General features: G+C 62.9%; 11 protein-coding genes and 2 tRNA genes. 11 read left to right on the top strand and 2 right to left on the bottom strand.

The features are described 5' to 3' along the window. The first annotated feature begins 102 nt into the window (after window positions 1-102). The 4 genes from carA (at window position 103) to HH212_RS25220 (ending at window position 5,639) form a co-directional block, all read left to right on the top strand. Complete coding sequence (gene carA, locus HH212_RS25235; RefSeq protein ID WP_170204975.1) at window positions 103-1,281, top strand: glutamine-hydrolyzing carbamoyl-phosphate synthase small subunit; 1,179 nt, start codon at window positions 103-105, stop codon at window positions 1,279-1,281. Next, window positions 1,282-4,512 (top strand): carbamoyl-phosphate synthase large subunit, encoded by a 3,231-nt coding sequence (gene carB / locus HH212_RS25230; protein WP_170204974.1) that lies wholly within the window; start codon window positions 1,282-1,284, stop codon window positions 4,510-4,512. A gap of 184 nt (window positions 4,513-4,696) precedes the next feature. Further along, window positions 4,697-5,170 (top strand): transcription elongation factor GreA, encoded by a 474-nt coding sequence (gene greA, locus HH212_RS25225; RefSeq protein ID WP_170204973.1) that lies wholly within the window; start codon window positions 4,697-4,699, stop codon window positions 5,168-5,170. Window positions 5,171-5,177: 7 nt separating this feature from the next. Continuing rightward, entirely contained in the window at window positions 5,178-5,639 is a 462-nt protein-coding gene (locus HH212_RS25220) for a DUF4149 domain-containing protein (protein WP_170204972.1), read from the top strand. A 79-nt stretch (window positions 5,640-5,718) separates the two neighbouring features. Here the strand turns inward: HH212_RS25220 and yhbY are convergent, their stop codons facing one another. Beyond that, window positions 5,719-6,189, bottom strand: coding sequence for a ribosome assembly RNA-binding protein YhbY (gene yhbY, locus HH212_RS25215; RefSeq protein ID WP_170204971.1), 471 nt, complete (start codon window positions 6,187-6,189; stop codon window positions 5,719-5,721). A gap of 38 nt (window positions 6,190-6,227) precedes the next feature. Between yhbY and HH212_RS25210 the strand changes: the two genes are divergently transcribed. The 7 genes from HH212_RS25210 to HH212_RS25180 all read left to right on the top strand — a co-directional run bounded on the left by HH212_RS25210 (window position 6,228) and on the right by HH212_RS25180 (window position 12,866). Next, window positions 6,228-6,875 (top strand): RlmE family RNA methyltransferase, encoded by a 648-nt coding sequence (locus tag HH212_RS25210; RefSeq protein WP_170204970.1) that lies wholly within the window; start codon window positions 6,228-6,230, stop codon window positions 6,873-6,875. A gap of 370 nt (window positions 6,876-7,245) precedes the next feature. After that, on the top strand, window positions 7,246-9,132 hold the full coding sequence (gene ftsH, locus HH212_RS25205) for an ATP-dependent zinc metalloprotease FtsH (protein WP_170204969.1): 1,887 nt from the start codon (window positions 7,246-7,248) through the stop codon (window positions 9,130-9,132). A gap of 103 nt (window positions 9,133-9,235) precedes the next feature. Next, complete coding sequence (gene folP / locus HH212_RS25200; RefSeq protein WP_170204968.1) at window positions 9,236-10,078, top strand: dihydropteroate synthase; 843 nt, start codon at window positions 9,236-9,238, stop codon at window positions 10,076-10,078. A 40-nt stretch (window positions 10,079-10,118) separates the two neighbouring features. Beyond that, a complete protein-coding gene (gene glmM, locus HH212_RS25195) occupies window positions 10,119-11,459 on the top strand; it encodes a phosphoglucosamine mutase (protein ID WP_170204967.1) in 1,341 nt (446 codons plus the stop codon). A gap of 64 nt (window positions 11,460-11,523) precedes the next feature. Then, a tRNA-Pro gene (locus HH212_RS25190) sits at window positions 11,524-11,600 on the top strand. A 78-nt stretch (window positions 11,601-11,678) separates the two neighbouring features. Next, a tRNA-Arg gene (locus HH212_RS25185) sits at window positions 11,679-11,755 on the top strand. Window positions 11,756-11,960: 205 nt separating this feature from the next. Continuing rightward, on the top strand, window positions 11,961-12,866 hold the full coding sequence (locus HH212_RS25180; RefSeq protein ID WP_229217458.1) for an MBL fold metallo-hydrolase: 906 nt from the start codon (window positions 11,961-11,963) through the stop codon (window positions 12,864-12,866). A gap of 39 nt (window positions 12,867-12,905) precedes the next feature. Here the strand turns inward: HH212_RS25180 and HH212_RS25175 are convergent, their stop codons facing one another. Beyond that, entirely contained in the window at window positions 12,906-14,213 is a 1,308-nt protein-coding gene (locus HH212_RS25175) for a family 1 glycosylhydrolase (protein ID WP_170204966.1), read from the bottom strand. Window positions 14,214-14,387 lie beyond the last annotated feature (174 nt).

Genomic DNA, 14,387 nt, shown 5'->3' with positions numbered 1-14,387 from the left:
TTCCCCTCTCTAACGACCTGCAATCCGGGCCCGACGACGGCCCACACGCATGCAGAACGGTCTGACGTGGCGCAGCTACGGCAACTTTAACGGGAGTTGCCCTTGCCGCCATTTTTTTCCGGCCCAGCTGTTCCAGCCATCCTGGCCCTCGCAGACGGAACCATTTTCAAAGGATATTCGATTGGCGCCGCCGGTCACACGATCGGGGAGGTGGTGTTCAACACCGCCATCACCGGCTACCAGGAAATCCTGACCGACCCCAGCTACTTGCGCCAGATCGTCACGCTGACCTATCCGCACATCGGCAACCAGGGCGTCAACCCGGCCGACGTGGAAGCGTCGAAGGTGCATGCCGCCGGCCTGATCATCCGCGACCTGCCGCTGCTGGCGTCGAACTTCCGCTCGACCCAATCGCTGTCGGACTACCTGAAGCAGGAAAACACGGTCGCCATCGCCGGCATCGACACGCGTAAATTGACCCGTTTGCTGCGCGAGAAGGGCGCCCAGAACGGCGCCATCCTGACGGGCACGCAGGGCAACGAGCCGTCGGAAACGCAGGCGCTGGAACTGGCGCGTTCGTTCCCGGGCCTGAACGGCATGGACCTGGCCAAAGTCGTCTCGGTCAAGGCGCCGTATGAATTCCTTGAAACCGAATGGAAGCTGGGCGAAGGCTTCGGCAAGCAGGACAAGCCGACCTTCCACGTGGTCGCCTTCGACTATGGCGTCAAGCGCAACATCCTGCGCATGCTGGCCGAGCGCGGCTGCAAGGTCACCGTGCTGCCGGCGCAATCCACGGCCGCCGACGCCCTGGCCCTGAACCCGGACGGCATCTTCCTGGCCAACGGCCCCGGCGATCCGGCGCCCTGCACCTATGCGATCGAAGCCTCGCGCGAACTGATCGAACAGGGCATCCCGACATTCGGCATCTGCCTCGGCCACCAGATCATGGCGCTGGCTTCCGGCGCCAAGACTGTCAAGATGAAGTTCGGCCACCACGGCGCCAACCACCCGGTGCAGGACCTGGATTCGAAGCAGGTCTTGATCACGTCGCAGAACCACGGCTTCGCGGTGGACGCGGCGACCCTGCCGGCGAATTGCCGCGTGACCCACGTGTCGCTGTTCGACGGCTCGCTGCAGGGCTTCGAGCGCACCGACAAGCCGGCGTTCTGCTTCCAGGGCCACCCGGAAGCCTCGCCCGGACCGACCGACGTGAGTTATCTGTTCGATCGTTTCATTAGCAACATGAGCAAGCACACGAGTGCCGCCCGCGGAGAAAAATAAATGCCAAAACGTAGTGATATCAACAGCATCCTGATCATCGGCGCGGGCCCGATCGTCATCGGCCAGGCGGTGGAGTTCGATTACTCCGGCGCCCAGGCTTGCAAGGCCCTGCGCGAAGAGGGCTACAAGGTCATCCTGGTGAATTCCAACCCGGCGACCATCATGACGGACCCGGAAACGGCCGACGTCACCTACATCGAGCCGATCACCTGGAAGGTGGTCGAGCGCATCATCGCCAAGGAGCGCCCGGACGCGATCCTGCCGACCATGGGCGGCCAGACCGCGCTCAATTGCGCGCTCGACCTGCACCGCCACGGCGTGCTGGAGAAGTACGACGTCGAGCTGATCGGCGCCAGCCCGGAAGCCATCGACAAGGCCGAGGATCGCTCCAAGTTCAAGGATGCGATGACCAAGATCGGCCTGGGTTCGGCGCGTTCCGGCGTGGCCCACTCGATGGAGGAATCGCGTGCGGTGCAGCGCGAGCTGGGCTTCCCGGCCATCATCCGTCCGTCCTTCACGATGGGCGGCTCGGGCGGCGGCATCGCCTACAACGAAGAGGAATTCGAGGCGATCTGCAAGCGCGGCCTGGAAGCCTCGCCGACCTCGGAACTCTTGATCGAAGAGTCGCTGCTGGGCTGGAAAGAGTACGAGATGGAAGTGGTGCGCGACAAGGCGGACAACTGCATCATCATCTGCTCGATCGAGAACCTCGATCCGATGGGCGTGCACACCGGCGACTCGATCACCGTGGCGCCGGCGCAGACGCTGACCGACAAGGAATACCAGATCATGCGCAACGCCTCGATCGCGGTGCTGCGCGAGATCGGCGTCGACACCGGCGGCTCGAACGTGCAGTTCGCGATCAACCCGAACGATGGCCGCATGATCGTCATCGAGATGAACCCGCGCGTGTCGCGTTCCTCGGCGCTGGCCTCGAAAGCCACCGGCTTCCCGATCGCCAAGGTCGCGGCCAAGCTGGCGGTCGGCTTCACGCTGGACGAGCTGCGCAACGAGATCACCGGCGGCGCCACCCCGGCCTCGTTCGAACCGTCGATCGACTACGTGGTCGTCAAGATCCCGCGCTTCGCCTTCGAAAAATTCCCGGCAGCCGACAAGCACCTGACCACCCAGATGAAATCGGTGGGCGAGGTGATGGCGATGGGCCGCACCTTCCAGGAATCGTTCCAGAAGGCGCTGCGCGGCCTCGAAGTCGGCGTCGACGGCCTCAACGAAAAGACGCGCGACCGCGAAGTCATCGAGGAAGAGCTGGGCGAGCCGGGACCGGAGCGCATCTGGTACGTGGGCGACGCCTTCGCCCAGGGTTTTACGCTGGAAGAGGTGCACGGCCTCACCAAGATCGATCCGTGGTTCCTCATCCAGATCAAGGAAATCGTCGACATCGAGCTGTGGCTGGACCACCAGAAGCTGGACGGCCTGGACAAGCCGACGCTGTACAAATTGAAACAGAAGGGCTTCTCGGACCGCCGCCTGGCCTTCCTGATGCACACCACCGCGCAGGCCGTGCGCGAGAAGCGCCACGCGCTCGGCATCCGTCCGGTATATAAACGCGTCGACACCTGTGCCGCCGAGTTCTCGACCGACACCGCCTACATGTACTCGACCTACGACGAGGAATGCGAGTCGAACCCGACGGATAAAAAGAAGATCATGGTGCTGGGCGGCGGCCCGAACCGGATCGGCCAGGGCATCGAGTTCGATTATTGCTGCGTGCACGCCGCGCTCGCCATGCGCGAGGACGGCTACGAGACCATCATGGTCAACTGCAATCCGGAGACCGTGTCGACTGACTACGACACCTCGGACCGCCTGTACTTCGAATCGCTGACGCTGGAAGACGTGCTGGAAATCGTCGACCTGGAAAAGCCGGAAGGCGTGATCGTGCAGTACGGCGGCCAGACCCCGCTGAAGCTGGCGCTCGACTTGGAAGCCAACGGCGTGCCGATCATCGGCACCACCCCGGACATGATCGATGCCGCCGAGGACCGCGAGCGCTTCCAGAAGCTGCTGCAGGACCTGGGCCTGCGCCAGCCGCCGAACCGCACCGCGCGCACCGAGGCCGAGGCGCTGGCGCTGGCCACCGAGATCGGCTACCCGCTGGTGGTGCGTCCTTCGTACGTGCTGGGCGGACGGGCGATGGAGATCGTGCACGAGCAGCGCGACCTGGAGCGCTACATGCGCGAAGCGGTCAAGGTCTCGAACGATTCGCCGGTGCTGCTGGACCGCTTCCTGAACGACGCCATCGAAGTCGACGTCGACTGCATCTCGGACGGCGACGCCACCTTCATCGGCGGCGTGATGGAACACATCGAACAGGCCGGCGTACACTCGGGCGACTCGGCCTGCTCGCTGCCGCCGTACTCGCTGTCGCAAGAGACCATCGACGAACTGAAGCGCCAGACCGCGCTGATGGCCACGGGCCTGAACGTGGTCGGCCTGATGAACGTGCAGTTCGCAATCCAGCAGCAGCAGGTCGAGGGCAAGCTGCAGGACACCGTGTACGTCCTGGAAGTGAACCCGCGCGCCTCGCGCACCGTACCGTTCGTCTCGAAAGCCACCGGACTGCAGCTGGCCAAGATCGCGGCGCGCTGCATGGCCGGCCAGAGCCTGGCCAGCCAGGGCATCACGAAAGAGATCACGCCGCCGTTCTACAGCGTCAAGGAAGCGGTGTTCCCGTTCGTGAAGTTCCCGGGCGTGGACACCATCCTCGGACCGGAAATGAAGTCGACCGGCGAGGTGATGGGCGTGGGCGCAACCTTCGGCGAAGCCTTCGTCAAGTCGCAGCTGGCGGCCAGCATCAACCTGCCGACCTCGGGCCGCGTGTTCCTGTCGGTGAAGGGCTCGGACAAGCCACGCACCGTGAAGGTGGCGCGCGACCTGGTCGACCTCGGTTTCTCGCTGGTGGCGACCAAGGGCACCGCGGCCGTGATCGCCGCGGCCGGCATCCCGGTGGCGCCGGTAAACAAGGTGATCGAGGGCCGTCCGCACATCGTCGACATGATCAAGAACCACGAGATCGCGATGGTGGTGAACACGGTCGAGGAAAAGCGCAGTGCGATCACCGATTCGCGCGCGATCCGTACCTCGGCCCTGCAGGCGCGCGTGGTGACCTACACCACCATCGCCGGCGCCGAGGCGGCGGTGCAGGGCATGCGCCACCTGGACGAGTTGCGGGTCTACGATTTACAAGGCCTGCATAAGTCTCTACACTAAGCGGGAATCGTCAACCTGCTGCGCGTTGCAAAAGCGGCGCGCCACGGTTTCCGAATCCCCCTTCGAGCTGGGGGAGCAGTACCGTAAAAAACCACAGAGTTCGCGCGGCCCGGGCCGTGCGGCCCTGTGGTTTTCACTTTTGCACGCGGTACGCCATGTCTTCTAACATCACAACAGAATATTCATGAACACTCCTTTGACCAAATACGGCGCCGAACTCCTGAAGGACGAGCTGCACCAGCTCAAGACCAAAGAGCGCCGCAATGTGATCGATGCGATCGCCGAAGCGCGTTCGCACGGCGACCTCTCCGAAAACGCCGAGTACGATGCCGCCAAGGAGCGCCAGGCCTTCGTCGAGGGCCGCATCGCGGAACTGGAATCCAAGCTGTCCACCGCCCAGGTGATCGATCCGGCTACGCTGGACGCCGAGGGCCGCGTGGTGTTCGGCGCCACTGTCGACCTGGAAGACTTGGAGAACGGCCAGCAGGTGACCTACCAGATCGTCGGCATCGACGAAGCCGACCTCAAGCAGAACAAGGTATCGGTGACCTCGCCGATCGCGCGCGCCCTGATCGGCAAGTACGCGGAAGACGTGGTCGAGGTGCAGGCGCCGTCCGGCCCGCGCGAATACGAGATCCTGGAAGTGCGCTACGTCTGAGCCGGGCATGCCGACGATGAAGGGGGCGAGCGTCGCCAACCTCCGCCTGCTGCTGGCCGCGCTGTGGGCCGGCAGCATCTGGGGCGTGAGCTACCTGGCGGCGCCGAGCGCGTTCGCGGTGCTGGACAGCACGCTGGCCGGCAGTGTGGTCGGCACCATGCTGACGCGCGAGGCCTGGCTGTCGATCGTGCTGGCCGTGCTGCTGTTGGTGCTGTTGCGGCGCTCCGCCGACCTCGATGCCGGACGCCGGCGCTGGGCGCTGTGGTGCATCGGCAGCATGCTGGCCTGCAGCCTGGCGGTGTACCTGGGGCTGCAGCCGGCCATGGCGGCGATCCGGGAAAGCGCCGGGCCGGCCGGCGTCCGCGCTTCGCCGCAGTGGGGCACCTTCGCCGCGCTGCACGGGGTGTCGCAGCTGCTGTACCTGGTCGAGAGCGTGCTGGGCGCGGTGCTGGTGGTGAAGAGCCGGTAGGGTAGGCGGCTCCGCCGTCCACCCTACAGGCAAAAAAAACCGGGGCATCGGCCCCGGCTGTTCTTCGAAGCCGCTTACGTTATTTGTTGAGCGCGTTCTTCTTGGTGCTGGCCTGGCGCGGCTTGGCGCGCTTGATGTTGCCACCGGCGGTAACGCGTTCGTTACCCTTGAGCAGGACCTTGGTCACGGTCGGCTTCTTGGTACCGCTCGGGCTCGGCTTGACGATGGTGACTTCGCGCATGCCCTTGCCGGTACGGGTAGAGCGTTCCTTGACGGCTTCCTTCTTGGGGCGGTACAGGACCAGCAGCTTGCCGATGTGCTGCACGGGCGCGGCCTCGAGTTCCTCGCAGACCCGTTCGTAGATCGCGATGCGGGCCTCGCGCTCGTCGCCGAACACGCGCACCTTGATCAGGCCGTGCGCGTCCAGGCTGGCGTCGATTTCCTTCATGACGGCCTCGGTCAGGCCGGCTTCGCCGATCATGACGACAGGGTTGAGTCCGTGGGCTTCCGCACGCAAGGCGGCACGCTCGGCCGGTGTTAATTTGATCATAATAATTGAAGTACCTATAAAAGCAGTATTCTACGCGAATGGCCAAGAACAAATTCAACAAAAACTGGGTGCACGACCACATTAACGATCCGTATGTGAAATTGGCGCAAAAAGAGGGGTACCGCGCCCGTGCCGCCTACAAGCTGAAGGAAATCGACGAAGCCGAAAAGCTCATCAAGCCGGGCCAGGTGATCGTCGATCTCGGCTGCACGCCCGGCAGCTGGGGCCAGTACACGCGGCGCAAGCTGGCCGGCGGCGACGAAGGCGGTATCAAGGGCACGATGATCGGACTCGACATGTTGCCGATGGAGCCGATCGCCGATATGCAATTTATTCAGGGCGACTTCCGTGAACAGGGCGTGCTGGATGAATTGGCCGGCATCCTGGAGGGACGCATGGCCGACCTGGTCTTGTCCGACATGGCGCCCAACTTGTCGGGAATCGCTTCCGCGGATGCGGCGCGCATGGAAGATTTGATCGATCTCGCCATTGAGTTTTCTCAAGTGCACTTAAAGCCGTCGGGAGCATTGTTAGTAAAGTGCTTTAAGGATATGGGCTTTACGCAAATCCTCGAGAAGTTTCGCAGCGAATTCAAGGTCGTCAAGCAGATCAAGCCCAAGGCCAGTCGCGATAAATCTTCGGAAATCTTTTTGATGGGTCGCGGTCTGAAGAATCCGGCGCAGTAAAAACTGTCTCGGCAAAAAGGCACCTCGAAAAACCGGTGTCATAAAAACCGCAGTAATGTTCCATAAAAACCGCAGGAAGGGAGGCGCTGCTGATCTGCACTGCGATTTACCCTGGACGCGGCAGCATTTTCGCTCCTGGATACCCTTGATTTTCGGGAGTGCAACCGTATATCAGCCAGGGGCGGCATGTCGTGCAAGGCAAGCCGCATGGCGCCGTCGGATTTTCGGCGCCGTCCGTGCGCGGTGGAAATGAAAACCCGTTATAGTGTCGATTGGACATCTGGGCGGATGTGCGTGGCACGGCCTGCTTTTGCGGTAAAATCCGCCTTTGAAAATTGGGAAAAGATGCATCCGCATCAGAGGAGTCTTCGTGAATAATATGTTTTCCAAATCCGCCATCTGGGTGGTGGTCGCACTGCTGTTGTTCATGCTGTTCAAGCAGTTCGACAACCACAGTGTCGCGGGCGGCAGCAAGACCATTGCTTATTCCGAGCTGCTCGATGACGTGAAGGCGAAAAAGATCAAGGACGTGGTGATCGAGGGATCGAGCATCACGGCCACGCGCCAGGACGACAGCAAGGTGCGTACCACGGCGACCATGCTCGACCGGGGCCTGATCGGCGACCTGCGCGACAACAACGTGCGCTTCGACGTCAAGCCGCCGGAAGAGCCATCGTTCCTGCAGCAAGTGTTCATCTCCTGGTTCCCGATGCTGCTGCTGATCGGCGTCTGGGTATTCTTCATGCGCCAGATGCAGGGCGGCGGCAAGGGCGGGGCGTTCTCGTTCGGCAAGTCGAAGGCGCGCATGATGGATGAGACCAACAATACCATCACCTTCTCCGACGTCGCCGGTTGCGACGAAGCCAAGGAAGAAGTGGGCGAGATTGTCGATTTCCTGAAAGATCCGACCAAGTTCCAGAAACTGGGCGGCCGTATCCCGCGCGGCGTGCTGATGGTCGGTCCTCCGGGTACCGGTAAAACCCTGCTGGCGCGCGCCATCGCCGGTGAAGCGAAAGTGCCGTTCTTCTCGATCTCGGGTTCCGATTTCGTCGAGATGTTCGTCGGCGTCGGCGCCTCGCGTGTGCGCGACATGTTCGAGAATGCCAAGAAGCATTCGCCTTGCATCATCTTCATCGACGAGATCGATGCGGTCGGCCGTCACCGCGGCGCCGGCATGGGCGGCGGTAACGACGAGCGCGAACAGACGCTGAACCAGCTGCTGGTCGAGATGGACGGTTTCGAAGCCTCGTCGGGCGTGATCGTGATTGCCGCGACCAACCGTGCCGACGTGCTGGACAAGGCGCTGCTGCGTCCGGGCCGTTTCGACCGCCAGGTGATGGTGGGCCTGCCGGACATCCGCGGCCGCGAACAGATCCTGAACGTGCACATGCGTAAAGTGCCGATCGGTACCGACGTCAAGGCCGACATCCTGGCGCGCGGCACCCCGGGCTTTTCCGGCGCCGACCTGGCCAATCTGGTCAACGAAGCCGCGCTGTTTGCCGCACGTCGCAGCAAGCGCCTGGTCGAGATGATCGATTTCGAGGATGCCAAGGACAAGATCTACATGGGTCCAGAGCGCAAGTCGATGGTGATCCGCGAGGAAGAACGCCGCAACACCGCTTATCACGAGTCGGGCCATGCGGTGATCGCCAAGCTGTTGCCGAAGGCCGATCCGGTGCACAAGGTCACGATCATGCCGCGCGGCTACGCGCTGGGCCTGACCTGGCAGTTGCCGGAGCATGACAGCCTGTCTGGTTACAAGGACAAGATGCTGGAGGAAATCTCGATCCTGTTCGGCGGCCGTATCGCCGAGGAGATCTTCGTCGGCCAGATGTCGACCGGGGCCTCCAACGACTTTTCGCGTGCGACCAAGATGGCGCGTTCGATGGTGACCAAGTTCGGCATGTCCGAGAGCATGGGCGTGATGGTGTACGAGGATTCCGAGAACGAAGGTTTCTTCGGCGGTTCGGTCAAGACGATTTCCGAAGCCACCCAGCAAAAGGTCGATGCCGAGATCCGCAACATCCTCGACACCCAGTACTCGCTGGCGCGCCGCCTGCTGGAAGAAAACCGCGACAAGGTCGAAGTCATGACCAGGGCGCTGCTCGAATGGGAAACCATCGACGCCGACCAGATCAACGACATCATGGCCGGCCGCGAGCCCAAGCCGTCGGGTTCGGTACAGCTGACCAAGCGTTCGCCGCCGAGCGACACCGGCTCGGGTGGCGTCGCCACCAACGCGCCGGCACCGGCCTGACATCGATCCAGCTGGCAGCGTTACAAAAAGACACCCCTCGGGGTGTCTTTTTACGTTAACCTTCGTGCTTTTCCGCCTTCCTGCTTCAAAGCTTTGCCTCTTCATGCGCCAATATCTGCAGTGCGGCCGTTTCGGCCATGACCTCGCCAAGCGTCCGCTGGTGATGGGCATCCTCAATGTCACCCCCGATTCATTCTCGGACGGCGGCCGCCACCAGTCGCTCGAGTTCGCCTTCGAGGCGGCCGAGCGCATGATCAAGGATGGCGTCGACATCATCGACATCGGCGGCGAATCGACCCGACCGGGCGCGCCCGCCGTGCCGGTGCAGGAAGAATTGCGGCGCGTGATGCCGGTCATCTACGCGCTGCGCGAACTGGGCGTACCGCTGTCGATCGACACTTGCAAGCCGGAAGTGATGCGCGAAGCCATCATCGCCGGCGCCGACATGATCAACGACGTCAACGCCTTCCGCGCGCCCGGTGCGGTCGATGCCGTCAAGGACAGCGATTGCGCGCTGTGCGTGATGCACATGCAGGGTACGCCGCAAGACATGCAGGCACATCCCGGTTACGCCGATGTGGTCGGCGACGTGATCGGCTTCCTGCGCGAGCGGATGGACACCTTGCGTGCGGCCGGCGTGGCACACGAGCGCGTCACGATTGACCCGGGATTTGGATTTGGCAAGACAGTCGATCATAATTACATCTTGCTACGCAACATTTCCCGCATGCAGCATGAGCTGGGCTTGCCGGTACTGGCCGGCCTGTCGCGCAAGTCGATGATCGGCGCCGTTACCGGGCGCCCATTGGAGCAGCGCCTGGCCGGCAGCCTGGCTGGCGCCCTGGCTGCGGTAGCGCAGGGTGCACGCATCGTGCGCGTCCATGATGTGGCAGAGACGGTGGACGCGCTGAAGGTATGGCAGGCGGCCACCACGGACAATCGATAGACGACGTATCGTCAAATAAAGAACATTGAGCGAGAATGACATGGCACGTAAATATTTTGGTACGGATGGCGTACGCGGCCTGGTGGGCGCCGGACCGATCACCCCCGAGTTCGTGATGCGGCTCGGCTATGCCGCCGGCAATGTGCTGGCCAAGGGCAGCGCCGCCAAGGGCGGACGTCCGACCGTACTGATCGGCAAGGACACCCGTATTTCCGGCTACATGCTGGAAGCAGCGCTGGAAGCCGGCTTCTCGGCGGCCGGCGTCGACGTGATGCTGGCCGGCCCGATGCCGACCCCGGCGATCGCCTACCTCACCCGTGCGCTGCGCCTGCAGGCTGGCGTCGTGATCTCGGCTTCGCACAATCCGTTCCAGGACAACGGCATCAAGTTCTTTTCCGAACACGGCACCAAGCTGCCGGACGCGGTCGAACTGGAAATCGAAGAGATGATCGACCAGCCGATGGGCTGCGTCGCATCCGAGAAACTCGGCCGCGCCACCCGACTGCGCGATGCCCAGGGCCGCTACATCGAATTCTGCAAGGGAACCTTTCCCAACGAACTCGACCTGCGCGGCCTGAAGATCGTCGTCGATTGCGCCCATGGCGCCGCCTACAACATCGCCCCGCACGTGTTCCACGAACTGGGCGCCGAAGTGATCGAGCTGGGCACCAAGCCGGACGGCTTCAACATCAACGCCGGCGTCGGCGCCACCGCGCCCAAGGCGATGGCCCAGGCCGTGGTCGAGCACGAGGCCGACCTCGGCATCGCGCTGGACGGCGACGCCGACCGCCTGATCATGTGCGACGCCAGCGGCCGCCTCTACAACGGCGACGAGTTGCTGTATGTGATGGTGCGCGCGCGCATGGCGACCGGCCCGGTGGCGGGCGCGGTCGGCACCCTGATGACCAACATGGCGCTCGAGGTGGCGTTCAAGGAAATGGGCATCGGCTTCGCACGCGCCAAGGTCGGCGACCGCTATGTGCTGGAAATGATGCAGGAGCGCGGCTGGCTGTTCGGCGGCGAGGGATCGGGCCATTTGCTGGCGCTGGACAAGCACACCACCGGCGACGGCATCGTTTCGGCGCTGCAGGTGCTGTCGGCGCTCAAGCGCGGCAACCAGAGCCTGGAAGCGTGCTGCAGCGGCCTGCAACTGTATCCGCAGACCCTGATCAACGTGCGCGTGGCGCCGGGCTTCAAGTGGAACGATCACGCTGCCGTGGTGGCCGAGAAGGAAGCGGTCGAGGCGGAACTGGGCGAACGCGGCCGCGTGCTGATCCGTCCATCCGGCACCGAACCCCTGGTGCGCGTGATGGTCGAGGCCAAGGAGCCGGGCCTTGCAGAGAACATGGCGCGCCGCATCGCCGCCCGTTTCGAAGTGTGACGCGCATGCCGGGCGGGCTGGCCTCGATTGACGCTGCCCGCCGCGAGGGGTATGATCGCCCCATCGGAGTGTAGCGCAGCCCGGTAGCGCACCTGCTTTGGGAGCAGGGGGTCCAAGGTTCGAATCCTTGTACTCCGACCACCGTTTTCGAACGCGGGCTGTCTTCGACGGCCCGTTTTTCGTTTCTTGGCGCCGCGTTTCGTATCAGGCGCCGCATGACTGCCCATAGCTCAGTTGGATAGAGCATCAGCCTTCTAAGCTGAGGGTCGCTGGTTCGAACCCAGCTGGGCAGGCCAATCTTCCGCATCGTCGCTGCCGGTCTTGCCGTTCCATTTCGCCATGGTATGTGGGCAAGCGAACGCCATCGCCGCGACCTTCATGTTAGTGTCCGTTTCGACAACTGGCTTGCTAGATGCCCGATAGGGGCCGACACGAGGAGAAACGATGCCGTATCGCGGGTGGATGGGACGCACTGCCTTGCTGGCAGCGCTGGCATGTGGAATGAATCTCGGCGCCGATGTCCGTGCCCAGGAAGCGGCGCCGCTCGCCGCCGTCGATACGTTCACGCTCAAGCTGCCGCCCGCGGCGGCGCCGGTGGCTGGCGCCGAGGGCAGCGTCCAGTTCATCGGCACCGCTACCGTGCTGGTGCGCTACCAGGGTTTCACCATCCTCACGGATCCTAACTTCCTGCACAAGGGCGACCACGTGCACCTGGGCTACGGCCTGACGGCCGAGCGCCTGACCAATCCGGCGATCGACCTCGACAAGTTGCCGCCGATCGACCTGGTGGTACTGTCGCACATGCACGAAGACCACTTCGACAAGCTGGTGCAGGAAAAGCTGGACAAGAATACGCCGATCGCCACCACCAGGGAAGCGGCGGAGGCGCTCAAGCGGCTCGGCTTCACGCGCGCCATCGGCCTGTCGACATGGGACCGGCTCGAGGTCGAAAAGGGCGAGGCACGCCTGCGCATCACCGCCGTGCCGGGACGCCATGGCAAGGCCGGCATGCAGGCGCTATTGCCCAGCGTAATGGGCTCGGTGTTCGATTTCGGCCCGAACGTGGCCACGCCTGCCTACCGCATGTACGTCAGCGGCGATACGCTGATCTACGATGACCTCAAAACCATTCCGCAACGTTTTCCCGGCATCGACCTGGCACTGCTGCACCTGGGCGGCACGCGCATCCTCGGCGTGTTCAAGGTGACCATGGATGGCAAGGATGGCGTGCGCCTGATGCAGATCGTGCAGCCGCGGCGCGCGATTCCGATCCATTACGACGACTACGACGTGTTCAAGTCGCCGCTGTCGGCATTTGCGAGCGAGGTCAAGGCGGCCGGGCTCGACAAGCAGGTGACCTACCTGGCGCATGGCGAGACTTACACCTTTGCACCAGCGAAACGGTGAATGGCTGTGCCGTGCCCCTTGTAAAAAGGCTTTCCGAACCTATTCGCGCTCTTCGGTATTCGGCGCCATCGTCTGGTGCGCAACATCCTCGAACGGCCAGCCCGTCGGCGGCGCCACCTGGCGCTGGAATTCGTGCGGCATCATGATAGGCAGTTGCAGGCACACGCTCTGGGTCGGAAGGACTTCCATCCAGTCGCGCACCAGTTCCTTGTAGGCGGTGCCGACCGGACGGATCTTGCGGTCGAGGTCATACAAGCCGAGTGCATTCACGTTGCCGTTGTTCTCGCGCAGCGCGCTGTCCCAGTCGACCTGGTCGATCAGCGAGTACCATGTGAACCCCAGCAGGGGCACGCCATTGTTGCGAACGCGCAGCACGTTGGCCCATTCCTTGCGCAGCCATTCGACCGCCTCGGTGCCGCGCGGCCCCTGGCACAGGTTGGTTTCCGTGTGCATCACCGGGAGGCGGTAGCGGTTGTAGTACTGGTGGGTGATGACGGCGTAGCCGAAGATCTCACCGGCCGAACGCGTCAAGCCTTCCTTGGACACGTAGTGCTCGTTGGTCTGGTAATAATCGTTGCCCATGATGCAGTGGTGCTTCAGATTATTATTCAGGAAAAAATGGTATTCCTCGCGCGTCATGCCGTTGTCGAGCATGTACTCGTACATTTCGGAATCGACGCGGCGCCCGTAGTTCAGGTCGAGCGACAGGAAGCGGCGCGCGTTGTACAGTTCGGCCGGCCCGATCGCTGCCGGGTTTTCGGCATGGAAGTACTCGGTCGATTCGCTCTGCACGAACAGGGCGTCCGGGCGCACCTTCAGGATCGCGTGCATGGCCAGGATATTGGCCTTGACCAGATGCTTCATCGCCGTGATGAAGCTGCGGTCGGTGGTCATCTGTTCGTTCCACCAGCCGTACAGCGCAGAAAACAGCGCGCAGATCGACATTTCGTTGATCGGCGTATATAGCTGGATCCATGGATAACGGCGCGCGAAGGCACCGGCGTAATCCGCGAACAGGGCCGGAAAATCGGGATTCTGGAAGTTGCCGATCCAGTCGGGCACCCCGAAATGGCAGAGGTCGACGATCGACGCGATGTTACGGTGGCGCAGGTCGTTGAAAGCCAGGTCGGCGAACTCCCAATCGTAGCGTCCGGGACCGAGCCAGGTACGGTGCAGGGGCGGGCCATAGCGCAGCACCTTCAGGCCGAGTTCCTGCACCAGGTCGAAATCCAGCTTCCAGTGTGTGTAGTGGCCGCACTTTTCCAGTTCATCCATCCGCACCCGCCCGTTCTGGATGGTCGGATTGCTGTTTTCGATACCGGTGGCAAAAATAAATCCTGGAGACATTCGAATCCTCGCGCCTGATCGCTACGATGCATTGTAGTCCCGATGCCGCGGGCGGGTACTGCGCGCTTCGAACCGTGCGCAGCCGCGTTGCCTGGTTCGCCCCGATTTTTCCGCCATGTCATCCAATGCACCGGGAATAGGCGCGCCTCCGTCGACCTAAGCCTGCCGTTTGAC

It is taken from the genome of Massilia forsythiae (assembly GCF_012849555.1).
In the GTDB taxonomy this organism is placed as follows: Bacteria; Pseudomonadota; Gammaproteobacteria; order Burkholderiales; family Burkholderiaceae_D; genus Telluria; species Telluria forsythiae.
The sequence above is the reverse complement of the archived record's forward strand: the minus strand, read 5'-3'. Positions and strand labels throughout refer to the sequence as shown.

Excerpts from the sequence above, each read along its gene's own strand:
- HH212_RS25175 (WP_170204966.1), bottom strand. The coding sequence starts at position 14,213 with ATGTCTCCAGGATTTATTTTTGCCACCGGTATCGAAAACAGCAATCCG.
- HH212_RS25210 (WP_170204970.1), top strand. The coding sequence starts at position 6,228 with ATGGCCAAGAACAAATTCAACAAAAACTGGGTGCACGACCACATTAAC.
- HH212_RS25180 (WP_229217458.1), top strand. The coding sequence starts at position 11,961 with ATGAATCTCGGCGCCGATGTCCGTGCCCAGGAAGCGGCGCCGCTCGCC.
- folP (WP_170204968.1), top strand. The coding sequence starts at position 9,236 with ATGCGCCAATATCTGCAGTGCGGCCGTTTCGGCCATGACCTCGCCAAG.
- HH212_RS25220 (WP_170204972.1), top strand. The coding sequence starts at position 5,178 with ATGCCGACGATGAAGGGGGCGAGCGTCGCCAACCTCCGCCTGCTGCTG.
- carB (WP_170204974.1), top strand. The coding sequence starts at position 1,282 with ATGCCAAAACGTAGTGATATCAACAGCATCCTGATCATCGGCGCGGGC.
- yhbY (WP_170204971.1), bottom strand. The coding sequence starts at position 6,189 with ATGATCAAATTAACACCGGCCGAGCGTGCCGCCTTGCGTGCGGAAGCC.
- glmM (WP_170204967.1), top strand. The coding sequence starts at position 10,119 with ATGGCACGTAAATATTTTGGTACGGATGGCGTACGCGGCCTGGTGGGC.
- greA (WP_170204973.1), top strand. The coding sequence starts at position 4,697 with ATGAACACTCCTTTGACCAAATACGGCGCCGAACTCCTGAAGGACGAG.